This window comes from Natrarchaeobius oligotrophus (genome assembly GCF_003841465.1).
In the GTDB taxonomy this organism is placed as follows: Archaea; Halobacteriota; Halobacteria; order Halobacteriales; family Natrialbaceae; genus Natrarchaeobius; species Natrarchaeobius oligotrophus.
The window spans coordinates 49525-72025 of record NZ_REFZ01000006.1 but is presented as its reverse complement, the minus strand read 5'-3'; the positions used below and the strand labels follow the sequence as shown (position 1 = coordinate 72025).

The window sequence follows — 22501 nt, the reverse complement described above, 5'->3', positions numbered from 1 at the left end:
ACCGGTTCTGTCGGTCCGCACGGAACGTTACGGAGAGAGACGTAATAAGCCTTGTTGCATGATACCATTTGTCAATCGATAGCAGAGCGTACGACGCGACAGTCGGGAACACCGGAAACTCGGTACGGCAGATCGGCTGAATCGTCGACGCGACGGACCCGCGGCCGCGCCAGCGTTCCGATCGACTCGAACGTTCGATCGGGGACTCGACGCGACCGCGGGACGATTCCGTCAAACGGGATGGCAGACGTTCGGCGAGACGGAGTACGGCGGCCGGGAGAAGCCACTCACCGAACGTCGCGGCGCATCGCGATCTCGAACCAGGGGCAGAGACGGAGCTGTCGGTACCACTCCGGGTTCGAGTGCAGCCGTTCGTACGGCACCCACAGCAGTCCCGCGACCTCCTCTTCGTTCGGCTCGAGGCTGCGGTCCGACAGCGTCACCTTCAGGACTGCACACACCTCGTGTTCGACCCCTTCGTTCTCGAAGTAGCGTTTGTACTCGAACCGATCGGTGAGCCGCAAGTCGTCGTACTGGTCGGGCGTAATGCCGAGTTCCTCCTCGAGTCGCCGTCGCGTGGCGTCCTCCTGGCTCTGGCCCTCGACGGGATGTGAAGCGACGGTGCCGTCCCAGTAGCTCCCCCAGAGTCGTTTTTCGGGGGCTCGCTGGGCCAGCAGGATGTTGTCGTCCTGGTCGAACACGAGCGACGTGAACGCGCGGTGGCGGATCCCGTCTCCCGTGTGCGCCTCGAGTCGGTTGACGAGTTCGAGCTCGGCGTCGTCTTCGTCGACCGCGATCACGTCCTGTGACGCGTTTTCGTGCTCCGGCTCTTCGGTCGATGAGGTCATACGTCCACAATCGTAACGGCTCTTGAAACCAGTATCGTCTTTCCGCGGCGTCGACCCCGTCGCCGTCCTCGAGCGGACGGCCGACGCTACCGACGACGCCCGGCGAGCGCGGCGAGGACGATCCCGTGTATCGCGTTCGTTCTCGACCGGCGATACGTTCACGAGAAAGCGAGAGCACGATCGATCAGCGACGCGACTCGTCCGGGAGCGCGTGACGCTGACTCGGGGTCGATCACCGCGTCCCGTCGTCGGGTTCTGGACGATACCGATCTCCCACCGCAATCTCGAGCGCGCGAGGGTCGATCTCGAGCGTGAGCCGTTCGGTCTCGAGTATCTCGCCGTCGAGACTGTACTCGACGGCGTTCCGGCGGCTCTCGATCGTGAGCGACGGGGTCCGGCGGCGAACGATGTGGGTGCTGTCGCGACCGAGCAACCGCTCCAGGGCCGCGTCGCCGAGGAGATCCGTCGCCGGAGCGTCTTCGACGATCGTCACCTCGAGCAGTCCGTCCTCGACGTTGCCCTGAGCGGTTCGCGATCCGGTGAACCGCCGGCAGTTGCCGACGAGGACGAACAGCGCGTCGCCCTCCCAGGTCCGTTCGCGGACCCCGTCGGGTTCCGCGACCGTCTCGACCGCCAGCGGAAGCGACTCGAACGATCGGAACGTCTCGAACGTGGTTTTCACGTAGGCGAGAACGCCCAGTTCGCGTTTGCTCTCCGAGGACGTCTCGCTGCTGGCTTCGGCGGTGACGCCGCCGACGCAGGAGTTGACGAACGCCCGGTCGTCGGCGATTCCGAGGTCGATCGTTCGGCGTCGACCGCGTTCGATCACCTCGAAGGCGATCTCGACGCCGTCGACGCCGACGTTCGCGGCGAAGTTGTTTCCCGTCCCCGTCGGGACGACGGCGACGGTCGTCGATTCGAGGGCCTCCGCCGCGACGACGCCGTTGACGACCTCGTTCACCGTTCCGTCGCCGCCGGCGGCGGCCACGAGGTCCGCGTCGGACGCCGCCTCTCGAGCAAGTCGCGTCGCGTCCCCGACCCGGCGGGTTCGACGAATTTCGAAATCGTGATCGCCCGCCAGTTCGACGACGTCGTCGACGCGCGTGCCGTCGCCGCTGACGGGATTGAGGATCAGAACGCGATCGGCGTCCGAACGGGGGTCGTTCACTCCGGCCGATCCCATACCGCTGGATACGCCGGCCCAGCGCAAAAGCACCGTCCCGGCGTATGCACTCCCGTGTACAACGTCGACCTCCACGCGCACACGCGCTTCTTCCACGGACGCGACGAACTCGGAGACCGATTCGACCCCCTCGGCGTTCGGTTGCTCGCGGCGGCGGCCGACCGGCGGGGCCTCGACGGCGTGGCGACGACCAACCACGATTACTACACCCCCCTCGAGCCGCCGGGGCCGATCGAAACGCTTCCGGGGATCGAGATCACGACCGATCGCGGTCACGTCCTCGTCGTCGGACCCGACCCGCCCGCCGCCACGAAACCCGGCGCGCTCACCCCCGACGAGGCGGTCGGGCTCGCCCACGACCGCGACTGTGCGGCGATCGTCGCACACCCGTTTCGCAACAGCACGGTGAGAGAACTCGAGGACGTGCCGTTCGACGCGATCGAGATCAACGGCAAACACCCCCGCTCGAGGCCGCTCGTCGAGGAGCTCGCGGAGAGCCGCGGTCTTCCGCTCGTCGGCGGCAGCGACGCCCACTACCCGTTCGAGGTGGGCCGGGCGTACACGGTCGTCGACGCCGACCGACTCACCCCCACGGCGGTCGTCGAGGCGATCCGCGACGGCAGGGTGGGCGCGCGGGTCGCCAGTTCCGGTGTCGATCGACTGCTTCGCCGCGGCTACCGGACGATCCACCGCCGAAAGCGAGTGATCGACGCCCTCGAGCGGCCGTCGCCCGGCGTCGGCTCGCCCCCTGGCGAGGAGTCGTGAGCCGTCTAGCTCCTCGTGAGGGGGCTGACGGTCCGGTGTATCGACTGTCCCGTCCGTTCTATCACCCCCTCGGGGCGTCCCGCTAGAGGAGGTCGAAACTCGAGACGACGATTGCGCCCCACGACAGCGCGCCGACTCCCACGAGGCCAACTGCGGGATCGAAGCGATCGGGGTCGATCACCGCGAGATAGAGCGTCGACTCGAACCTCGTTCGTCACTCGGCGCGAACCAGCACGCGCCAGAACGATCGAATCGACTCCGGGAACGCCCGATGGCCGACCGTCCGATCCTCGAGGTCCGGGGTGCTCGACGCCGATTGTCCGGTCGCGTCGGGACCGCTGTTCCGTTTACCCGAGCTCTTCGTCGAGGATCAGCCGCGTCTTCGTGCTGACGACCTCCTCCTGGTCTCGAGCCTGCGTGATGAGGTCGTTCACGCCGCGGGTGTCCGTGGCGTCGACGACGAGGACGATGTCCTGTTCGCCGGAGACCATCCAGACGAAGTCGACCTCCTCCCAGCCGGCCATTCGCTCGGAGACCGCTTTCGTGTCGACGTCGACGGCGACGCCGATCTCGACCATCGCCTTGACGTTCCCGGTGCGCGTCGAGATCGTAAACCGTTCGATGATCTCGTCGTCCATCATCCGCTCGACGCGGTTGCGGACGGTACCCTCGCTCGTTCCGACCTCGTCTGCGATCTCGGTGTAGGGCGTTCTGGCGTCTCGCCGGAGGATATCGAGGATCTGTCGGTCCAGGTCGTCCATGGAGATCGGAGGGTACGCGGACGGTCCACTTACCGATTACGAATTTCGTAACTCAGCTTCGAAGACAACACTTATGAGGGTGTGACCAATACGTAGATCGTAATGACAGCGGCCTACGTTGCACTGGAGGGCGGCCACGTGATCGAGGGGCGTGGTCGTTCACCGGGGACGGCTCGTGGCGAACTGGTTTTCACGACGGCCTACACCGGCTACGAGGAGAGTCTGACCGACCCCTCTTACGAGGAGCAGGTGCTGACGTTCTCGTACCCGTTGATCGGAAACTACGGCGTCCGGGAAGAACGGTTCGAAGACGACCGCGTCCACCCCCGCGCGGCGCTTGCAAAGGAGTTCACCGACGAAGTCGTCGCGTGGCTCGAGAGCGAGGGGGTTCCCGCCGTCGATCACCTCGACACCCGGGAGATCGTCACCGACATCCGCGACGGCGGCGCGATGAAGTGCGGTATCGCCGTCGGCGAGGACGTCACCGAGGAGGACGCGCTCGAGCAACTCGAACAGTGCAAGACGATGAGCGAGCACACCGACATCGGCGCGCAGGTCAGCGTCGAGGAGCCGGTCGTTCACGGTGCGGATAACGCCGGCCCCGACGTCGCGCTCGTCGACTGCGGAGCGAAGGGATCGATCGTCGACTCGCTGCTGGCTCGCGACGCGACCGTCCACGTCCTGCCGTACGACGCGAGCGAAGCCGACGTCGACGCGATCGACCCGGACGTCCTGTTCATCTCGAACGGCCCCGGCGACCCCGCCAACTACGAAGAAGCGATCTCGCTCGTCCGGGCGTTCGTCGAGGACACCCCCGTCGCGGGTATCTGTCTCGGCCAGCAGATCGTCGCGGAGGCCCTCGGCGGCACGACCGAGAAGATGGCCTTCGGCCACCGCGGGGTCAACCAGCCGGTCCTCGACCTCGAGTCCGGCCGGGTCGTGATGACGACGCAGAATCACGGCTACACCGTCGACGATCCGGGAGACCACCTCGAAGTCACTCAGATCAACGTCAACGACGATACGCCGGAGGGTCTCGACGGCCTCGAGTACGACGTCATCACGCGCCAGTACCACCCCGAAGCCAACCCGGGTCCGGAGGACACCCTCGACTTCTTCGACGACGTCCTCGCGATGGTTCCCGCACAGAAAACCACCGCGGTTCCGGCCGACGACTAGTCGGTACCGTCCCGATCCGGGTTCGACAGATTCGTCCCGTTCCAACGTCATCGCTTCTCACGATCGGTTTCCCGCCGCAGTTCGTTCTTTCGCGTTCGGCTCTCACCACCGATCGACGTCGCTGCGGTGAACGGACCAGTCATACACCGATCAGATTCGATCTGGTGATTGGGAAAATCGTATGTAAGAGACGCGGCGCTCGTCTGGGACGAATGAGGACATCGCGGACGACAAGCGGTTCAGCGAGAACGAACAGCTAGAAAATCTGGCGATCGTCTCCTACGCGGGGGCGAACATGACCGCACCGAACGGGCAGGTGATCGGCCAGGTCTGCGTACTGGATCACGAACCGAGGACGTACACGGCCGAGGAACGGCGACTGCTCCAACAGTACGCGGAGACGGCGATGGAGATTCTCGAGCTTCACCAGACCGTCCTCGAGAACGCCACTGCCGAGGTGGGGAGATGAGTCTCTCCGACTCGGAGGGGTTCGCCGTCGAATCGCTACCGATCGAGAACGTCGAAAACGGCACGTCGATCCTGTTGACGGGAGACGACACCACGGCGCCCAGAACGGTGTTCGCCCGGTTGGTGGCGGCGGATTCGGAAAGGCGCAGCATCGTCCTCTCGACGGATGTCGACGGACGCACCGTTCAACGGTCGCTCGAGCGTGAGAAATCGGAGTCCGGAAACCGTTCCTGGGTGCTCACCTGTGAGGGACCCGAAGGCGGCGACGAGATCACGGTCGTCGACGACATCGGCGACCTGACGGGTCTGGGAATGGAGTTTTCGAGCCTCCTCGCCTCGAGCCAGCAGTCGGCCCGTCGGTTCCGCGCCGGCATCTTCCTCTGTTCGTCGATCTGTCGCGAGGTGGACGACACCCGTTCGGTCTACCGATTTCTCAACACGAACTTCCTGACGCAGCTCCGTCGCGACGACGGGATCGGCGTCCGTGCGCTCGATACGAGTGCGGAACTCGAGACCGACGTCCGCAGTATGGTCGCGGGGATGGAGACGTCGTTCAGCGCGCGGATCGACGTCGAAGAAACCGAACCCGATCGGGCGACGCTCTCGCTTGCGGGGCCGTCGGCGGACGACGAAATGACGACGATCTCGTTTTGATCGAGCCGGCGTCGACCGCCGCTTCGGTCGGGTTCTCCCGACTCGTCGAACGACCGGGACGTCCGGCGTTCGAACTCACCCGGTGTCCTCGAAACCGTAGACGACCTCGACGGACGCGGTCACGGTGACGAGTCCGGAGTCGATCTCGGTGCTCGGTCCCGCGTCGTCCGCTACGTCCACGTCCGCTTCCGCGGCGACGTCGCTCGTCTCCGCCCGGACCGGCACGACGTCGACGTTTCTCGTCGACACCGATTTCGTACCGGTGATCGAGACGCCGCGGTTGTCCGCGATGTGTCTCGCTTCCTCGTCGGCGTTCTCGAGGGCGTGGTCGAGCGCTTCGTTTCGGAACTCGGCCCGTTTTTCGTCGCTCAATCCGAAGCTGATCCGACCGACGTCGTCGGCACCGGCTTCGGTGACCGCGTCGACGACCTCCCCGACGCGGTCGACGTCCTCCAGGCGGATCTGGAAGGTGTGCGTGCCCTCGTATCGACTGCCGTTTCGTTCGGGCCGGATGCTGTACCGACCGGATTCGACGTCGTCGTCCGGAACCCCGAGTTCGTCGAGTGCGTTCCGGATGTCCTCGGCTCGTTCCGCGAGTTCCGTTTCGACCTCGTCGGGGCTGTCGCCGGTCGCTTCGACGCCGACTCTGAGTCTCGCCTCGTCGGGTTCGGTCTCGACCTGTCCGTTTGCGCGTACCTCGATCGTTCGCTCCGTCGAGCCGTCGGACGCCGCACCGGTGATTCGACCGTCGGGATCCGGGTTCGAGTCGGTTCCGAGAACGGTGTCCATACAGCCGGCCGTCGTCGCGACGAGACCGGCGGTCGATGCGGCGAGGAACTGTCGTCGATCCATACACCGACGTTCGACCGACGACGTCATACCCGTTGGCCAAGCTAAAACGACTCTTTCACCGATTCGACGGCCGGCCCCGAACTTATATTGGGCGACGTGATAGTCGACGTCGATGACAGGCGATCGCCTCCTCGTTCCGATCGCGAACCCGGAGACCGCCGACCGGCTGCTCGACACCGCTGTCGACCTCGCCCACGATCGCGACCTCGAGATCGTCGTGCTCACCGTGATCACGGTGCCGATGCAACTGTCGCTCGCGCAGGCGAGTCGGTTGCTCGAGACGGAGGCGGACGAAGACCTCGTTTACGACGCGGTCGATCGGATTCGCGGTTACGGGGTGGAAGCGACCGGTCGGATCCGGTTCGGTCGGAGCGTCGCAAACGGCGTCTGCAGCGTCGCGGCGGACGCGAACGTCGAGGCAATTCTGCTCGGCTGGCGCGGTCGTCCGCGGCGGCGGGACGTCGTCCTCGGGAGCCACATCGACGCCGTCCTCGACGACGCGCCGTGTGACGTGCTGGTCGAACGGATCGACCGCGATCGGGGGTCGGTGTCGTCGGTACTGGTTCCGGTCGCCGGCGGCCCCCACACCGAACTCGCCGCGTCGATCGCCGGATCGATCGCGCGCGCTCACGACGCGAGCGTCGAACTCCTCACGGTCGTTCCCGATCGAGACGAGGAGACGGTGGCCGGCGCTCGAGACCTGCTCACGGGAACGTCTCCGCGACTCGGAGCCGTCGATTCCGTCGAGGAGACCGTCCTCGAGGGGCCGATCGTGGACACGATCGTCGATCGGACCGAACGTCACGACGCCACGGTTCTGGGTGCCGCAGAGAGCGGCCTCTTTCGACGAACGCTCGTCGGCGACGTTCCGGAGGCGATCGCCCGCGAGGCAGATGGCGGGGTCGTCATGGTAAAGCGAACCGAACCCGTCTCGAGGACGCTCTGGCGACGAAGCCGCGATCGTATCGAATCGCTCGTTCGGTAGACCGTCCAAAAAAACGGCGACGCGAAGGCACCGCGTGGTTCACACCGGCGATTCGGGTTCCTATCCGGAACGGATCACCGGTCGACGGTACGGTGGGTATCGATTTGGGGGTGTGGATTATCCGAAGTCAGTTGGTATCGACTTCCGAGTTCGACGTCGTGAAGTTCGTCGTCCGCTCGACAGAACGGTTCCACGAACGGAAGCATCGGCCCTGGCTCGAGACGGCCGCTTTCAGCGTCGTACGAGACGAGACGAACTGTCGGTCGGCCGGCTCGAGGAAAGAGCGAGGAGCCGACTCGTCCGGGCGATCCCGCCACGCGTCGGCGTCGGTCCCTCCCTCCTCATCGGCGTCCGCCGAGTCGAGCCGTGATCGAGCGCAGCGACTGGGTCACTTCCGCGGGGTGGGGCAGTCCGAGACGGTAACGGAGTCCGTCCTCGCGCTTGAACGGCTCGAAGACGACCGGCTCCTCGAGATTCCAGATCCTGGCGCTCGGACGGATACGGTGGCGTCGTCGGATCGCGTTCGCCGCGCGGCGGCCGGCTTCGTTGGCGGACTCCATCGACGCGAGGTCCGAGTTCGTGCGGACGTAGTCGGCCGCAAGCGTGAGGTTCTCGACGCCGACGTCGGCCGGCGGCCGGTTGCGAAGCGAGCCGGCGGTGTTGATCAAAAGCGGCGATCGGTTCTCGACGCCGTCGTCGGTCTCGACGATCGCGGGATCGAGAAACCAGTCGACGAGCGCGTCGTCGGTGAGCCGCGGTTCCGCGCCGCGGAGGTGCGCCCGGAGCTGCGCCCAGATCTCCGTGGCGATCTCCTCGCGGGTGCACTCTCGGGCCGGTTTGTCGTACACGATCCCGGGCGTGGTCCAGTCGGAGGCGATCACCGAGAGGACGCCGGCGACGTCGTCCGGCCCCCGCTCGTCGATATCGTAGCCGGTCCAGAACTGGCGCTGGGAGATCGACGTCAGCGCCCACGGCGAGTCGGTGTACACCTGGTGGCCGGGGCTCAACTCGAGGTCGACGGAGAGGTAAAACTGAATGCCGTTCATCCAGGCCGTCTCGAGTCGCTCGATCCGGCCGAGTTCGGGGGCGGCGCGGGCCAGATCGGGGGTGACGAACGTCGGTGCGACGTCGACCGGAACGGCGAGGACGTACTCGTCGGCCGAAAGCGTCGCTCCGTCCGCGAGGTCGACGCCGTCGATTCGGCGGCCATCGAACGAGAGCGAGCGGGCGGCGGTGTTCGGACGGAGGTCGACGCCGAGGGCCTCGAGGTGGCGAAGCCAGGGGTCGATCCAGGCCTCGTTCGTCGGCGCGTTCAACACCCGCTCGGTCGGCCGCGTCGGATCGAGCTGGCCGAACAGCAACTGGAGGTAGATCGTCCCCATCGTGCGGGCGCTGGCGGCCTGGGGCCTGAGCGCGACGAGCGACTGAGTCGTCGACGCGAGACGGTTCCGAAACGCCCGCGAGCGGTTCTCGGCGTCGGCGAACTCCCACCAGGTGACGTCGTCGAGTTCCTCCTCCCGCCGGCGCTCGCAGGACGTCAGCAGGTACGCCAGCCGCTCGAGCAGAAACTGCACGTCGCGGGCCGGCAACTCGTCGGAAAACGCCGGCCGGAGCGCCTCGAGCCAGCCCCGAACGGAGTCGGGCGTCCGCGTCTCCGCGATCCGATCCGGACCGGTGGTGCTCGCGAGCAGCGTCGCCTCGGTCTCGACGAGGTTGTCCGCGACGGTACCGCTTCCGTCGGGAATGCGCGCCATCGTCTCCACCACGTGGCGGTAAAACGCGGGGAAGAACCGAAAGCCGTGCTCGCCGTGGAGCGGGGCTGGGCCGTCGTCGATCGGCATCGAGCGCGCCTTCCCGCCGAAACGGTCGGTGGCCTCGAGGACGGTGACGTCGACGCCGTCCTCGGCGAGTTCGTGGGCGACCGTGAGGCCGCCGATTCCCCCGCCGATCACGAGAACCGTGGTCATTACCGCGTTCTACGGTAGCCAGCGGATTAACGGCCACCCCTAACGAGCTGGTTTCAATCAGGTATCTCGACTTCAAAATCGATTTCGTGAGTGCGGCGAGTCGAGTGTAGGCCGAGTACGTCTCGTCAAACATCCCTGCGTGCTCTCTCGCCCGATTGACAACGTACGTTGGGCAAGCGGGTGTGTTTCTTCCGGTTAGATCAGTTCTGTGGGATTTCTGTCGCTGTTCCGTCTAGAAAATAACATCCAATTGTGTCTGTTGTGCCGTTTCGGTCTCGAAGCTGACGTTCTTCTCCGACTTTGCTCTCTCTTTGGTGCCAGCTGACTAGTTCACCTACTACTGAACCAAAAATAAGCACAGAAGTAATAAATGGTGAGGCATAAATGGTGGAATTATGGAGACTGAATCGGCCGTGACACACAGTGACAACGGACAGACGCAAACCGCTTCCGAGACTGTCATTCAAACGCGTGGGTTGACGAAATCGTTTGCGACCGAATCGGGCGAAATCGTCGCGGTCGATGACGTCTCGTTTGCCATCGACGAGGGCACCGTCGTCGGGGTGCTCGGCCCGAACGGTGCCGGAAAAACGACGACGATCAAGATGTTGCTCGGACTGGTGCGCCCGACGAGCGGGACTGCGAGTATCCACGGGGTGGACGTCGATTCGGCATCCAGCGAAATATACGATTACGTCTCGGGGATGCTAGAAGGGGCACGTAACGTTTATTGGCGGCTGACAGTAAGAGAGAACCTTCGGTTTTTTTCCCGCATCGGGAACGAACCAGCGAATCCCGATCGGATCGAACGGTTGATCGCACAGGTCGGACTCGAAGAGAAGGCCGACGAACCGATTAACGACCTCTCACGCGGCATGAAACAGAAAGCATCGATCGCGTGTACGCTCGTCAGAAACACCCCAACCGTTTTTCTCGACGAGCCAACGCTCGGTCTCGATGTCGAGAGTTCGATCGAACTCCGCGAGTCGCTCAAAGATCTCGTCAGACGCGACGAACGCACTGTCCTCGTCTCGAGTCACGATATGGAGGTTATTCAGGATCTGTGTGATCGGGTCATTATCATGGCCGATGGGGAGATAATCGCCGACGATACCGTCGAAAGCCTGTTACAATCGTTCAGTACGCGGACGCTCCGGCTCACCCTCGACGCTGCACCACCACCGGAGTTACGAACGGTATTGGACTCCCGGTTCGAAGTCCGTCATGGGACCGATACGCGAAACCGGCACCAACTCGAGGTCGTCGGAATCGACGAAGACGGTTTCTACGAGGTGTTCGATCTGATCGAACCGGCACAACCGACACTCGTTGAGGTCGATACGCTCACGCCCGATCTCGAAGACGTGTTCTTGCGCGTCGTCGACGAGGGAGAGGTGAGTGTCGATGAGTGAGTACGGCAGGCTCTTCGCCGCGGTCTTTGAGAAGCAGACGATCCTCCTGAAGCGGTACTGGTTCAATACGCTGATGTTACTGGTTGCCATGTACATCATGTTCGCGATGGTGTTTTTCGGCGGCCAGAGAATCGCTGGGGACGGCTTTGAAAGCACGCTCGATGTTACTGTCGTCGGATTCTTTCTGTTCATCGCAGCCAGTGCGGCGTACTTCGATGTCGCCCGTAGCGTAATGGAGGAGGCGCAGTGGGGAACCCTCGAACAGCTGTACATGTCCCGATTCGGACTTGGAAGCGTGCTTGCGGCCAGAACGGTGTTCAATATTCTGTTCAGTTCGGGAGTTTCGCTGGTATTGCTCGGTCTCATGCTGTTGACGACTGGACGATCGCTCAGCGTCGATGTCATCACGGTTTTCCCGTTGCTTGTCGTGACCCTGCTCAGCGTCATCGGGCTCGGTTACGTGATAGCAGGCCTCTCACTGCTGTACAAACGGATCGAAAACGTCCAGCAGTTACTGCAGTTCGTGTTTATCGGACTAATCGCACTTCCCAGTGTTCTCGACGGTATCGTGCTGGGCGTGGTACCGCTCAGTTTCGGCAGTGGGATGATTACGAGTGCGATGACCGAAGGGGTTAGATTGTGGCAGTTTCCGGCTGCAGAACTGATCGTACTGCTCGCCAACAGCGGTGTGTACCTTGTGATCGGATACGCAGCTTTCGATCGGCTCGTCGAACGGACACGCGATCATGGCACTCTGGGACACTACTGAGAAAGCGTGCCGTCTCGACATCTCACCATCACCAATCACCCACGTGAGCAGTTCCTTCCACGTCAGGTCATCACGCGTACCGGACAAGGTAGAGGGGGTGAACTATTGTTTCGGCAACTCGAGTCGCGATATTCGCTCGAGGTCAGACGGATTACCGTAACTGTGTGCCGGAGCGACCGGGTTCCGTCCCACGGTCGCTCCGGTACTGACGGACAGTAAACCGTATCAGTCGTGTCTGAACGACCGCTGGCCCGTAAGCGCCATCGGCGCATCGACCTTTTTCTCGTCGGGTTCACGTCGTTCACCCCTCCTCGAAAAATCTCGACCAAAAAGCCCCTCACTCACTCCGTTCGTTCGCGGGTCTAATCGTGTCTGAACGACCGCTGGCCCGTAAGCGCCATCGCCATCCCGTGTTCCTCGGCCGCCGCGATCACGTCGTCGTCGTTGACCGAGCCGCCGGGCTGGACGACGGCCTCGATGCCCGCCTTCGCGGCCTCCTCGATGCCGTCGGGGAACGGGAAGAAGGCGTCGGAGGCCATCACCGCGCCCTCGGCGTCCTTGCCCTCGGCGTGCTCGTCGGCTTTCATCGCCGCGAGCCGAACCGCGTCCACGCGCGAGACCTGCCCCATCCCGATGCCGACCGTCTCGGTGCCGTCGGCAAAGAGGATGCCGTTCGATTTGACGTGTTTCAGCGTCTGCCAGGCGAAGACCATCGACTCGAGTTGCTCCTCGGTCGGCTCGCGTTCGGTGACGACCTCGAGGTCGTCGACCGATATCGACTGGAGATCCCGCTCCTGGACGAGCCGGCCGCCGACGAGCGGTTTCTCGGTAAACCGTTCGGTCCGTCTCTCGCCCAGTTCGCCGACGTCGAGCACGCGCAGGTTCTCCTTTTCACAGAGCACCCCGAGGGCGTCGTCGTCGTAGCCGGGCGCGACGACGACCTCCTTGAACGAGTCCGTGATCAACTCGGCGGTCTCGGCGTCACACTCGCGGTTGAGCGCGACGATGCCGCCGAAGGCGCTCATGGGATCCGTCGACAGGGCCCTCTCGTAGGCCGTCTCGAGCGAATCCGCCGTCGCACAGCCGGCCGGATTCGTGTGCTTGATCACGGCTGCAGCGGGCTCGTCGAACTCCTTGATGAGGTTCAACGCGCCGTCGGCGTCGTTGTAGTTGTTGTACGAGAGGGCCTTCGCACCCTCGTTCAGCTGGTCTGCGTGGACGACGCTGGCTTCGTCGCAGGTGTAATCGGCGTACACCGCGGCGTCCTGGTGTGGGTTCTCGCCGTAGCGCAACGCGTCGAGGCGGTCGCTCGAGACGAGGCGGCGGGTCGGGAGGCCGCCGTGATCGGCGTCGCCGACGCTCGGAAGGTCCGAATCGACCGTCACCTCGCCGTCGGCCGCGTTCACCTCGAGTGCGCCCTCGGCGAACCACTTCACCGCGCGGGGGTACGCGCGGAACTCGCCCTCGTAGAGGACCCGCTCTTTTAGCGAGTCGGCGTCGTCGCCCTCGTAGACCGGAACCGGCTCCTGGGTGACGATCGGACCGGCGTCGACCTCGCTCTCGATCACCTCGCCGTCGTCGTCGGTCGCGTCGGTGACGACGTGGACCGTACAGCCCGTCACCGAAACGCCAGCCTCGAGCGCGTCGCCCCAGGCGTCCATGCCGGGGAACGACGGCAACAGCGACGGGTGGACGTTCAGCGTGGTCGGGGCCTGCTCGAGGAAGGTATCCGAGAGGATGCGCATGTAGCCGTCGAGACAGACGAGGTCGAACTCGTGGTCCGACAGCGCCTCGAGCACCGCCTCCTCGTGCTCGCGGCGGCTCATCCCCTCTTCGAGCGGGACGACCTCGGTCGCGACGTCGCGGTCTGCGGCGGCCTCGAGCACCGGCGCGTCCGCGTCGGTCGCGAGCACCACGGCGAGTTCGGCACCGCCCGGCGCTCGGTCGGCGATGTTCAACAGGTTGCGCCCTCGGTTGCCGGCCATCCCGGCGATTCGCGTCATGGATACGTCGCCGCCCGCGAGGGGCAAAGTGGTTGCGGTCTCGAGGCCGTCGATATTCACGTTCGTGTATCTCTCGAGCGGTATTTCGCGAACGGCGGGCCCGAATATGCACGCACGTGGCTCCTTCCGGCACGGGTTTCGACACGCTTTTGGACCGCGCTGGAAAGTGTCCCACGATGACCGACACCCACGCGCTGTACGCCGTCTCGCCGCTGGACGGGCGATACGGCGGCCGGACCGCGCCGCTTTCGCCGTACGCGAGCGAGGCCGCGCTCATGCGCGCCCGCGTTCGCGTCGAAGCCGAGTACCTCATCGCGCTCGCCGACCTCGAGGCCACGCCCCTCGAGTTCGACCTCGAGGACCGAAATCGGATTCGCGGGCTCTACGAGCACTTCGCGGAGGAGGACGCGCGCCTGATCAAGACCCTCGAGACGGAGGGCTACGCCGAGTTCGACGCGACCAACCACGACGTCAAGGCCGTCGAGTACTTCGTGCGCCACCGCCTGCCGGAGGACGGCGACGCCTCGCCCTGGATCCACTTCGGACTCACGAGCGAGGACGTGAACAACCTCGCCCACCGGCTGCTCGTCCGGGACGCCGTCGACGAGGTCCTGCTCCCTTCGCTGTACGACGTGCGGGACGCGCTCGCGGAGATGGCCCGCGAGCACCGCGACCTCCCGATGCTGGCACGCACCCACGGCCAGCCCGCGACGCCGACCACCTTCGGCAAGGAGATGGCCGTCTACGCCGCTCGTCTGGGTCGCGCCACCGGTCGGATTCGCGAGGCGACGGACGACCTCCGCGGCAAACTCGGCGGTGCCTCGGGCACCTACGCCGCCCACCACGCGGCCTATCCGGACGTCGACTGGCCGGCGTTCGCCGAGGCGTTCGTCACGGACCTCGGCCTCGAGTTCGAGCCGCTGACGACGCAGGTCAACCCCTGTGACGACCTGGCGGCGCTGTTCGACGCCGTCCGCGGCGCGAACGACGTCCTGCTCGACCTCGATCTGGACGTCTGGCTCTACGTCTCCGATCGATACCTCGGCCAGGAGGCCGTTTCCGGCGAGACCGGTTCGTCGACGATGCCCCATAAGGTCAACCCGATCGACTTCGAAAACAGCGAGGGCAACCTCTCGAAGGCCAACTCGGATCTCACCTTCCTCGCCGACTACGTCACCACCTCGAGGCTCCAGCGCGACCTCTCGGACTCGACGGTCAAACGCAACGTCGGAGCCGCCTTCGCCCACTGTCTGATCGGCTACGACAAGACCGCCGCCGGCCTCGAGAAGGTCGTCCCCAACGAGAACGTCATGCGCGAAGACCTCGAGTCGACCCCCGAAATCATCGGCGAGGCCGTCCAGACGATCCTTCGCCGAGAGGGTCAAGAAGACGCCTACGAGCAGGTCAAAGATCTCACGCGGGGCAAGGACGTCACGCTCGCGGACTTCCGGGAACTATTCGACGACCTCGCGGTCGACGAGTCGGTCCGCGAGGAGCTGCGCGAGCTGACGCCGACGGGGTACACCGGCGTCGCGGACGACCTGGTCGACGAGCTGGAGTGATCGAAGGGGCGCTGTGTCGCCAGTGAACCCGGCGACGACGGCCGTCCGATCGAACGCGCGGGTTCGTCCGTATGGATTTACTCTCAGTGCGCGTACTGTGCGCCGGTCACCGTCTCATTGGATCCGATCTATCCGGATTCCGTACGCGGTTGCGTTGCCTCGGCGAGTTTTCAATTCGACTTTAGAAGTTACTTCGGAAATCGAAGTAAAGACAGGAACGCCTCGAACCGGACGATTGCCGCTCGAACGCGCTCACCCGCTTGGGTTCGATCGAGGTGATAACGCGTTCTCGATCGACATCTCGTTGACTTCTGTCCGACAGTCTGAAACTCGTCGGGGATCGAAGCCAGACGAGGGCCCCGCCGGCGTGACACGAAGTCGAATGCCCTTCCGTTGCAGTTCCCGAGCACGGTCGGTCGACCACCGCCGGCCACGTGAGACGCTGCGAATCTACTCGAGCAGCCCCTCGAGGCTCTCACGGAGCGCGTCGGCCGCCGCTTCGAGTTCCGACAGCCGGACGTACTCGCGCTCGGCGTGAGCGACCGCACCCTCGTCGTCGGCGAGGACGCCCGGCCCGAAGACGACGGTCGGCGCGTCGGCTGCGAAGAAGCCGGCTTCGGTCGCGGCCCCGAAGGGGCGGACGTCGCCGCCGCTTGCCTCCTGCAGCGTGCGGACCAGCGTCGCGTCCTCGTCGGTGACGAACGCCCGCGGGAACGGGGTGTCGGGACGGATCAGGTCGACGGAGACCGAAAGCGGCTCCGGAACCCGCGCCGCGAGGTAGCGCTCGAGGTCCGCGCGAAACGAGTCCCCCGTCTCCGGGGGGACGCTCCGTCGGTCGAACGTGAGCCGACAGCGACCGGGGACGCGGTTTGGCGCGCCGCCGGCCTCGAGGCCCGTCGCCGTCAGTTTCGGCTCGCCGAGGACGGCGTCGCCGCCCGGACCCGCCTCGTCGTCGTACCGCCGCAGTGCCTCGAGGACGCGCTCGAGGCCGAAGACGGGGTTTCGCTCGGCGGGAACGCTCGCGGCGTGGCCGCTCTCGCCCTCGACGGTGATCGTCCCCTCGCACTGCCCGCGGGCGGCGATACAGACGTCGAGGCCGGTCGGCTCGCCGACGACGTAGCCGTCCGCATCGAGTCGGTCTTGGAGCCCGGCAGCGCCGGTCATCAGCGTCTCCTCGTCGGGCGTGATCGCGAGCGTCAGTTCGCCCGCCGTGGGATCGACCTCGAAGAACGCGGCGAGCAAGGCGGCGAGCGGCCCCTTCGCGTCGCAGGCCCCCCGGCCGCGGACGACGTCGCCGTCGCGCTCGTAGGGAACGTGTGGTGCGACGGTGTCGACGTGGGTGTTGAGAACGACGTGCGTCCCGCCTCCCCCGCCGTCCGCGTCCGGCCCGGGCCCGCGGGTCGCGAGTACGTTTCCGAACTCGTCGACCTCGGGTTCGACGCCTTCGCTCCGGAGCGTCCCGAGCAACAGCTCGCGCATCTCGTCGACGCCCTCGTGTGACGGCGTGCGAACGGCCTCGGCGTGGAACTCGACGGGATCGAAGCTCATCGGCTCACCACGTTACCGCTCGAGTCGCGTGACGTCCTCGAGCGTCTCCCGACGACGGACGACGCGGCTCTCGCCGTCCTCGAGGGCGACCTCGGCGGGCCTGGGCTGGGAGTGGAACTGGTTGGCCAGTTCGTAGCCGTAGGAGCCGGCGTTGCCGATGGCGAGAACGTCGCCGCGTTCGGGGCCGGCGATCGGGCGATCGTGGGCGAAGACGTCCGCGCTGGTACAGACGGGGCCGCCGACGGTCGCCTCGATCGACTCGCGGTCGGGCGCGGAGACGTTCAGCATGGGGTGGTAGGAGCCGAACATCGCGGGGCGGATCAGCGTCGAGAGGCTGGCGTCGACGCCGACGACGGTGGTGTCGGGGGCCTCCTTGATCGTGTTGACCGTCGTGAGGATCAGTCCCGCGTCGGCGACGACGTACCGGCCGGGCTCGAGTTTGAGCGTCGCGTCGATCTCGCCGACGGCCTCGCGGATCTTCTCGGCCGTCTCCGCGAGGTCGAGCGGCGGTTCGTCCTCGCGGTAGGGAACGCCGTAGCCGCCGCCGACGTCGACGAACTCGAGCTCCTCGTCGCCGACGCGGCGTGCCATCTCGCCGACGCGGGCGAGCGCTCGACAGTGTTCCTCGAGGCCGTCTCTCAGGACGCCGCTTCCGACGTGGGCGTGCAGGCCGACGAGGTCGAACCCCTCGCGAACCCGATCGGCGACGGCGGGCACCCGCTCGTAGGGGATGCCGAACTTCGCGTCCGCGCCGGTCGCGACCTTCTCGTGGTGGCCCGTCCCGATGCCGGGGTTGATCCGGATGGCGATCCGACCGTCGTAGCCCCGCTCTGCGAGTCGCTCGAGGGTGTCGGTCGCGCCGATCGTGATCGTCAGCCCCGGCGCGTCGGCGGCGAGGTCCGTGGCGTAGTCGAGGTCGCGGTCCGGCGGGTTCACCGCGGTGTACTGCAGCGTGTTCGGATCGGCACCGGCGTCGATCGAGCGCTGTAGTTCGCCCCAGGCGGCGCACTCGATGTCGCCGCCGGTCGCGAGGATGGTCTCGAGTACCGCGTTGCCGGTGTGCGCTTTCGCGGCGTACATGACGTCGGCGTCGGGAAAGGCGGCCGAAAATCGCGCGTAGTTCTCCGCGACGCGGTCGAGGTCGATCACGTACAGCGGCGTCTCGTACTCCTCGGCGAGAGACTCGAGCGTCGGTGCGTCCCAGTCGGCGAGCCGGCGAACCGCCGGCGAATCCGCGGGATCGGTCATTACTCACCCCGAGTGACCGCGAGGATTCAAGGCTTTGGGTTCTCCTCGTCGCGTTCGCGGGTCGAAGCGCGAAGCAACTCGAGTCGGAGGATGCACGTCTCCTCTTCGGGAAACGAGAGCGTTCCGTGACCGTTCTCGACGACCCACTTGACGAGCCAGAGCCCGAGGCCGCTGCCGTGTTCGAGCGGCGTCTCGTGACCCTGCCGGAGCGCCCGTCGGTCCGGCTCCGGAATCGGCGGTCCCGGATTGCTCACCTCGAGTTCGATCACGTCCGCGGATTCCGACGCGGTGAGCGTCGCCGAGGGGGGCTCATCGTCCTGGTGGATCACGGCGTTCGTCAGCGCCTCGACGAGCGCGACGTCCAGGTTCGTGTCGGCGAGGACGGTTCCCCGCGGCCGGTTCGTCACCGTCACCCGCGCGTCGGGGTAGGCCTCTTCGACGTGGTTGACCGCCCGTTCGACGACCGACTCGAGGTCGGTCGGCTCGACCGTCGGATTCTCGACCGTTCGCTGGACGTAGCGTGCCTTCTCGGCCATCTGCACGACGCGCTCGGTGTACTCCGTGGCCACCTCGAGGTGTTCGCGTTCGTCCGAGCCGAGCCGGTCGGACTCCGCGAGCAGCCCGAGGGTTCCGATAATCGTGTTGAGGTCGTTTCGGATGTTGTGCCGGAGCACCCGGTTGACGACCGACAGCCGCTGCTCTCGCTCCTCGACGAGTCGCCGGTTGCGGGTGAGATCGTGGGTCTGTGCGAGCAGCAATCGCGCGTTCGATTCCGGCGACGCGTCCGATCGGTACTCCTCGGGCGGGACGTAGTACGGATTCTCACAGATCGTGTTCCGGTAGACGACCTGCTCGTGGGTCCAGAGCGCCTTGGCCGCCGAGCGGCCGCTGAACCGCGAGAGGTCGTACTGACAGAGCGCGACGACCGGAAGCTCCGGACAGGCCGCGTCGAACGACGCCTCGAACTCGAGGACGTGGTCGAACGACCCCTCCGCGCGGAAACACCACGTGTTCTCGCCCGCCACGAACAGTCCCTCGTACCCCTCGGAGACGCTCTCGTGGCAGGCGTCGGTCACCGTCTGTACCATGCGGTCGGGATCGAAGCCCGACTCGAGGTAGACGTCGGTCGCGTCGCGAACGACGAGGTCGCCAGCGTCGATCCGATCGTCGACGTCGACGCCCGCCCGTCGGAGCGCCGACTCGATCTCCTCGCGGTCCGTGTCGTCGACCAGGTACAGACACCGGTGGCCGGTTCGAAGTCCGTGATCGACGAACGCGGCGGCGGACGTCAGCTGGACGTCCCGAAATTCGTAGAACAGCGCGAGGTGGCGACAGAGGTCGGCCGTCGCGAACTCCGATCTGAGGACGGCCGGCGTTCGGGACGCGGCGCTTGTCCGTCCTTGCGTGCGTTCGCGCTCTCGGCCCCGTTCCCCGGAGTCCATCCGGTCGAAACTACGATCTACAGCCTACATGGGCTTTGGGCCCGTCACTCTCGCAGCGCGTCCTCGCGTTCGGTCGCCTCGAGCGTTTCGTCCTCGAGGTCGGTCGCGACGACCGCCGGCTTGTACGCGCCGCCCTCGAAGAGGTCGTGGTCGCTGATCGAGGACTCGACGAACCGCGTGAACGCGCGACGGTTCGCCGGCAACTCGCCGTAGACGACCTCCTCTTCGACGAGGTCGTACACCGGGATGCGCGGCGTCAGGAGGGTGTTCTCCCCGACGACGCTGTGTTCGCCGACGACGAATCCGCTGGTGACGCGACAGCCCGCGCCCAGCGAGACGTTATCCTCGATCACGACCGGCGCGTCCTCGACGGGTTCGAGGACGCCCCCGATCAGGGTGTTCGCGCCGAGTTTGACGTTCGAACCGATCTGAGCGCACGACCCGACGGTGTCACAGGAGTCGACGAGGGTGCCGTCACCGACGTACGCGCCGACGTTGACGAACGCGGGACTCATCAGGATGCAGTCCGAGCCGACGTGAGCGCCCTGGCGGACGACGGTGCCGTCCGGCGTGTTCCGCGAGCCACGCTCCGCGTAGTCGCTCGTGTCCGCGAGCGGCAACACGTCGTTGTACGTGACGCCGCCGTACTCCCGCGGTCTGGTTTCACGCAGGCCGAAGTTCAGCAGAATCCCCTGTTTGACCCACTCGTTGGCCTCCCAGGTGCCGTCGACGGGCTCGGCCGCGCGTACCTCGCCGGCCTCGAGCGCGGCGACGAACTCGTCGAGGGTCGCGAGTTCGTCTTCGCCGGCCGACTCCGCGTCGACGTCGCCGCTCTGTTTGCGTTCCCACAGCTCCAGCACGTCCGTCTCGAGCGTACTCATGATCGTCCGGAGATGGCGGGTGCAGGGCTAAAATACCACCCGTTCTCGTCGCGGGCCTCCCGACGCGCATGACTCGAGTCGAGCCGTCCGCACGGATCGCGAGCCGGCTCGAGGCCGGATCGGCGGTCGGCGTAGACCCGATCGTCCCCTCGGTCGGACTGCTATCCGTCGCTGCCGGCTCGGTCGTCGAACGATCGCGAAAAAACCGACGAACCGGTACAGCGATCCGTCTCAGTCGGCGATGACGTCGGCGAACTCGTACCGGCCGGGATCGCGTCCCGCGAGCCAGACGGCCGCGTCGACCGCGCCCGCGGCGAAGACGCCGCGGTCCTCGGCGCGGTGGGTCAGTCGAACCTCCTCGTGGTTGCCGGCGATGACGATCTCGTGTTCGCCCGTCACGTCGCCTGCTCGGAGCGCGTGGACGCCGATCTCGCCGGCTTCGCGTGGTGTCTCGCCCTCGCGACCGTGCGTCCGTCCCGCGAAGTCGCCGTTGGCTTCGATCTCCTCGAGCAGGCGCTTTGCCGTCCCGCTTGGCGCGTCGCGTTTGCCGTTGTGGTGGGTCTCGACGAGTTCGACGTCGTACCCCGGCAGGTTCCGGACGGCCTCGCCGACGACGTTGACGAGCGCCTGGACGCCGCGGGCGAAGTTCGGCGCCCGGAGAATCGGCGCGTCCTCGCTCGCGGCGTCGAGAACTGCGAGGTCGTCGTCCGCGAAGCCGGTCGTTCCCGTGACGAAGGCGACGCCCGCCTCGGCGCAGCCGCGTGCGTACTCGAGGGCCGACGCCGGTCCCGTGAAGTCGACGACGACGGCCGGCTCGCGGGCCGAAAGCAGCGAGTCGAACGCCGAGGCGGCTTCGACCTCGCGGCCGGCGACCGTCTCGTCGTCCGGACTCCGGTTGACCGCGAAGACGACGTCGCAGTCCGTGTGTGCGTCCGCAGCGGCGATCACTTCCCGTCCCATGCGACCGGTCGCGCCGGTGACGCCGATCCGGACCGTCATCGATCGCGCTCCGCCGTCGCGTCGCCGTCGTCCGCTCCGGAGCCCTCGCTCTCGGTAGCCGGCTCGGACTCGAGGTCGGCGAGGATCGCCTCGAGGTCGCCGCGGTGTTCCTCGGAGAGGCGGGTGAGCGGCGGCCGCAGTCGAGCCGGGCCGTAGCCGCGGATCGCCATCGCCTCCTTGACGGGGATCGGGTTGGTCTCGACGAACAGCTGCCGGAACAGCGGTCCAAGCTCGTGATGGAGCGCCCTGGCGCGCTCGTAGTCGCCGTCGAGGGCCGCGCCGACCATCGCACACGTCCGCTCGGGTTCGACGTTGGCCGCGACGCTGATCGTTCCCGCACCGCCGACGGAGACGACCGGCACGGTCAGGGCGTCGTCGCCCGAGAGCACGGAAAAGTCCTTCTCGGCCGTTCGCTCGACGATCTCGCCGATCAGCCCGAGGTCGCCGCTCGCGGCCTTGTAGCCCGCGACGTTCTCGTGGTCGGCCAGTTCGACGGCCGTGTCCGGCTGGATCGACCGGCCGGTCCGCGAGGGGACGTTGTAGACGATCTGGGGCAGGTCGACGGCGTCGGCGATCGTCCGGAAGTGGTCGACGAGCCCGCGCTGTTCGGGCTTGTTGTAGTACGGCGAGATCAACAGCAAGCCGTCGGCGCCCGCGTCGGCCGCGCGCTCGGAGAGTTCGAGCGCCTCGCGGGTGTTGTTGGAGCCGGTACCCGCGATGACGGGTACGTCGTCGACGGCGTCGATCACGGCCTCGACGACCCGGACGTGTTCGTCGTGGGTCAGCGTCGCGGATTCGCCGGTCGAGCCGACGGGGACGAGGCCGTCGACGCCAGCGGCCTCGAGGCGCTGTGCGTCGGTCTGAAGCGTTTCGAAGTCGATACGTTCGTCGTCGTCGAAGGGCGTGCACATCGCCGGGAAGACGCCCGTGAGGTCGAGTGGTGTGCTCATGGATTCGGTGGATGCGTGTCGGTGA

Annotated in this window: 20 protein-coding genes; 8 read left to right on the top strand and 12 right to left on the bottom strand. The window is 66.1% G+C overall.

Features of this window, described 5'->3' with window-relative positions; genetic code table 11:
* Positions 1-287: 287 nt before the first annotated feature.
* Both EA472_RS10295 and EA472_RS10290 read right to left on the bottom strand, forming a co-directional pair.
* Complete coding sequence (locus tag EA472_RS10295) at positions 288-848, bottom strand: NUDIX hydrolase (RefSeq protein WP_124191433.1); 561 nt, start codon at positions 846-848, stop codon at positions 288-290.
* A gap of 232 nt (positions 849-1080) precedes the next feature.
* A complete protein-coding gene (locus tag EA472_RS10290; protein WP_124191432.1) occupies positions 1081-2031 on the bottom strand; it encodes a diacylglycerol/lipid kinase family protein in 951 nt (316 codons plus the stop codon).
* Between the two features lie 54 nt (positions 2032-2085).
* On the opposite strand from EA472_RS10290, the gene EA472_RS10285 reads away from it, so the two are divergent.
* Entirely contained in the window at positions 2086-2796 is a 711-nt protein-coding gene (locus EA472_RS10285; RefSeq protein ID WP_124191431.1) for a PHP domain-containing protein, read from the top strand.
* Positions 2797-3143: 347 nt separating this feature from the next.
* Here EA472_RS10285 and EA472_RS10280 read toward each other — a convergent pair whose 3' ends face one another.
* On the bottom strand, positions 3144-3557 hold the full coding sequence (locus tag EA472_RS10280) for an Lrp/AsnC family transcriptional regulator (protein ID WP_124191430.1): 414 nt from the start codon (positions 3555-3557) through the stop codon (positions 3144-3146).
* Positions 3558-3659: 102 nt separating this feature from the next.
* On the opposite strand from EA472_RS10280, the gene carA reads away from it, so the two are divergent.
* The 3 genes from carA to EA472_RS10265 all read left to right on the top strand — a co-directional run bounded on the left by carA (position 3660) and on the right by EA472_RS10265 (position 5858).
* A complete protein-coding gene (gene carA / locus EA472_RS10275) occupies positions 3660-4736 on the top strand; it encodes a glutamine-hydrolyzing carbamoyl-phosphate synthase small subunit (protein ID WP_124191429.1) in 1077 nt (358 codons plus the stop codon).
* Positions 4737-4956: 220 nt separating this feature from the next.
* Positions 4957-5205, top strand: a complete 249-nt coding sequence (locus tag EA472_RS10270; RefSeq protein WP_124191428.1) for a GAF domain-containing protein — start codon at positions 4957-4959, stop codon at positions 5203-5205.
* A complete protein-coding gene (locus tag EA472_RS10265) occupies positions 5202-5858 on the top strand; it encodes a DUF7504 family protein (RefSeq protein ID WP_124191427.1) in 657 nt (218 codons plus the stop codon). Before EA472_RS10270 ends, EA472_RS10265 begins: the two co-directional genes overlap by 4 nt.
* A gap of 75 nt (positions 5859-5933) precedes the next feature.
* Here the strand turns inward: EA472_RS10265 and EA472_RS10260 are convergent, their stop codons facing one another.
* Positions 5934-6710, bottom strand: a complete 777-nt coding sequence (locus tag EA472_RS10260) for an SIMPL domain-containing protein (protein ID WP_124191426.1) — start codon at positions 6708-6710, stop codon at positions 5934-5936.
* A gap of 112 nt (positions 6711-6822) precedes the next feature.
* On the opposite strand from EA472_RS10260, the gene EA472_RS10255 reads away from it, so the two are divergent.
* Entirely contained in the window at positions 6823-7695 is an 873-nt protein-coding gene (locus EA472_RS10255) for a universal stress protein (RefSeq protein WP_124191425.1), read from the top strand.
* Between the two features lie 341 nt (positions 7696-8036).
* On the opposite strand, the gene EA472_RS10250 is transcribed toward EA472_RS10255, so the two are convergent.
* Complete coding sequence (locus tag EA472_RS10250; protein WP_124191424.1) at positions 8037-9662, bottom strand: hydroxysqualene dehydroxylase; 1626 nt, start codon at positions 9660-9662, stop codon at positions 8037-8039.
* A 395-nt stretch (positions 9663-10057) separates the two neighbouring features.
* Here EA472_RS10250 and EA472_RS10245 point away from each other — a divergent pair, with 395 nt between their 5' ends.
* Both EA472_RS10245 and EA472_RS10240 read left to right on the top strand, forming a co-directional pair.
* Positions 10058-11074, top strand: coding sequence for an ABC transporter ATP-binding protein (locus EA472_RS10245; protein WP_124191423.1), 1017 nt, complete (start codon positions 10058-10060; stop codon positions 11072-11074).
* Positions 11067-11843, top strand: a complete 777-nt coding sequence (locus tag EA472_RS10240) for an ABC transporter (protein WP_124191422.1) — start codon at positions 11067-11069, stop codon at positions 11841-11843. The genes EA472_RS10245 and EA472_RS10240 overlap by 8 nt, the downstream gene beginning before the upstream one ends.
* 362 nt (positions 11844-12205) lie before the next feature.
* On the opposite strand, the gene purH is transcribed toward EA472_RS10240, so the two are convergent.
* A complete protein-coding gene (purH, locus tag EA472_RS10235) occupies positions 12206-13846 on the bottom strand; it encodes a bifunctional phosphoribosylaminoimidazolecarboxamide formyltransferase/IMP cyclohydrolase (protein WP_124191421.1) in 1641 nt (546 codons plus the stop codon).
* Between the two features lie 176 nt (positions 13847-14022).
* On the opposite strand from purH, the gene purB reads away from it, so the two are divergent.
* Positions 14023-15408: an adenylosuccinate lyase gene (gene purB, locus EA472_RS10230; RefSeq protein ID WP_124191420.1), complete on the top strand. Its 1386-nt coding sequence runs from the start codon at positions 14023-14025 to the stop codon at positions 15406-15408.
* Positions 15409-15858: 450 nt separating this feature from the next.
* On the opposite strand, the gene EA472_RS10225 is transcribed toward purB, so the two are convergent.
* The 6 genes from EA472_RS10225 to dapA all read right to left on the bottom strand — a co-directional run bounded on the left by EA472_RS10225 (position 15859) and on the right by dapA (position 22476).
* Positions 15859-16956 (bottom strand): M20 family metallopeptidase, encoded by a 1098-nt coding sequence (locus EA472_RS10225; RefSeq protein WP_124191419.1) that lies wholly within the window; start codon positions 16954-16956, stop codon positions 15859-15861.
* 12 nt (positions 16957-16968) lie between these two features.
* Positions 16969-18204 carry a diaminopimelate decarboxylase gene (lysA, locus tag EA472_RS10220; RefSeq protein ID WP_124191418.1) on the bottom strand — a complete coding sequence of 412 codons (1236 nt, stop codon included), beginning with the start codon at positions 18202-18204 and terminating at the stop codon, positions 16969-16971.
* Positions 18205-18230: 26 nt separating this feature from the next.
* Positions 18231-19646, bottom strand: coding sequence for an MEDS domain-containing protein (locus EA472_RS10215; RefSeq protein ID WP_124191417.1), 1416 nt, complete (start codon positions 19644-19646; stop codon positions 18231-18233).
* Between the two features lie 44 nt (positions 19647-19690).
* A complete protein-coding gene (locus EA472_RS10210) occupies positions 19691-20527 on the bottom strand; it encodes a 2,3,4,5-tetrahydropyridine-2,6-dicarboxylate N-succinyltransferase (RefSeq protein WP_124191416.1) in 837 nt (278 codons plus the stop codon).
* Between the two features lie 231 nt (positions 20528-20758).
* Positions 20759-21526 carry a 4-hydroxy-tetrahydrodipicolinate reductase gene (dapB, locus tag EA472_RS10205; RefSeq protein WP_124191415.1) on the bottom strand — a complete coding sequence of 256 codons (768 nt, stop codon included), beginning with the start codon at positions 21524-21526 and terminating at the stop codon, positions 20759-20761.
* Entirely contained in the window at positions 21523-22476 is a 954-nt protein-coding gene (dapA, locus tag EA472_RS10200; RefSeq protein WP_124191414.1) for a 4-hydroxy-tetrahydrodipicolinate synthase, read from the bottom strand. Before dapA ends, dapB begins: the two co-directional genes overlap by 4 nt.
* Between the last annotated feature and the right edge of the window lie 25 nt (positions 22477-22501).

What these genes read in the sequence shown, in the direction of transcription:
- EA472_RS10295 (WP_124191433.1), bottom strand. Translation starts at nt 848, where the DNA reads ATGACCTCATCGACCGAAGAGCCGGAGCACGAAAACGCGTCACAGGAC.
- EA472_RS10290 (WP_124191432.1), bottom strand. Translation starts at nt 2,031, where the DNA reads ATGGGATCGGCCGGAGTGAACGACCCCCGTTCGGACGCCGATCGCGTT.
- EA472_RS10280 (WP_124191430.1), bottom strand. Translation starts at nt 3,557, where the DNA reads ATGGACGACCTGGACCGACAGATCCTCGATATCCTCCGGCGAGACGCC.
- carA (WP_124191429.1), top strand. Translation starts at nt 3,660, where the DNA reads ATGACAGCGGCCTACGTTGCACTGGAGGGCGGCCACGTGATCGAGGGG.
- EA472_RS10265 (WP_124191427.1), top strand. Translation starts at nt 5,202, where the DNA reads ATGAGTCTCTCCGACTCGGAGGGGTTCGCCGTCGAATCGCTACCGATC.
- EA472_RS10260 (WP_124191426.1), bottom strand. Translation starts at nt 6,710, where the DNA reads ATGGATCGACGACAGTTCCTCGCCGCATCGACCGCCGGTCTCGTCGCG.
- EA472_RS10255 (WP_124191425.1), top strand. Translation starts at nt 6,823, where the DNA reads ATGACAGGCGATCGCCTCCTCGTTCCGATCGCGAACCCGGAGACCGCC.
- EA472_RS10250 (WP_124191424.1), bottom strand. Translation starts at nt 9,662, where the DNA reads ATGACCACGGTTCTCGTGATCGGCGGGGGAATCGGCGGCCTCACGGTC.
- EA472_RS10245 (WP_124191423.1), top strand. Translation starts at nt 10,058, where the DNA reads ATGGAGACTGAATCGGCCGTGACACACAGTGACAACGGACAGACGCAA.
- EA472_RS10240 (WP_124191422.1), top strand. Translation starts at nt 11,067, where the DNA reads ATGAGTGAGTACGGCAGGCTCTTCGCCGCGGTCTTTGAGAAGCAGACG.
- purH (WP_124191421.1), bottom strand. Translation starts at nt 13,846, where the DNA reads ATGACGCGAATCGCCGGGATGGCCGGCAACCGAGGGCGCAACCTGTTG.
- purB (WP_124191420.1), top strand. Translation starts at nt 14,023, where the DNA reads ATGACCGACACCCACGCGCTGTACGCCGTCTCGCCGCTGGACGGGCGA.
- EA472_RS10225 (WP_124191419.1), bottom strand. Translation starts at nt 16,956, where the DNA reads ATGAGCTTCGATCCCGTCGAGTTCCACGCCGAGGCCGTTCGCACGCCG.
- lysA (WP_124191418.1), bottom strand. Translation starts at nt 18,204, where the DNA reads ATGACCGATCCCGCGGATTCGCCGGCGGTTCGCCGGCTCGCCGACTGG.
- EA472_RS10215 (WP_124191417.1), bottom strand. Translation starts at nt 19,646, where the DNA reads ATGGACTCCGGGGAACGGGGCCGAGAGCGCGAACGCACGCAAGGACGG.
- EA472_RS10210 (WP_124191416.1), bottom strand. Translation starts at nt 20,527, where the DNA reads ATGAGTACGCTCGAGACGGACGTGCTGGAGCTGTGGGAACGCAAACAG.
- dapB (WP_124191415.1), bottom strand. Translation starts at nt 21,526, where the DNA reads ATGACGGTCCGGATCGGCGTCACCGGCGCGACCGGTCGCATGGGACGG.
- dapA (WP_124191414.1), bottom strand. Translation starts at nt 22,476, where the DNA reads ATGAGCACACCACTCGACCTCACGGGCGTCTTCCCGGCGATGTGCACG.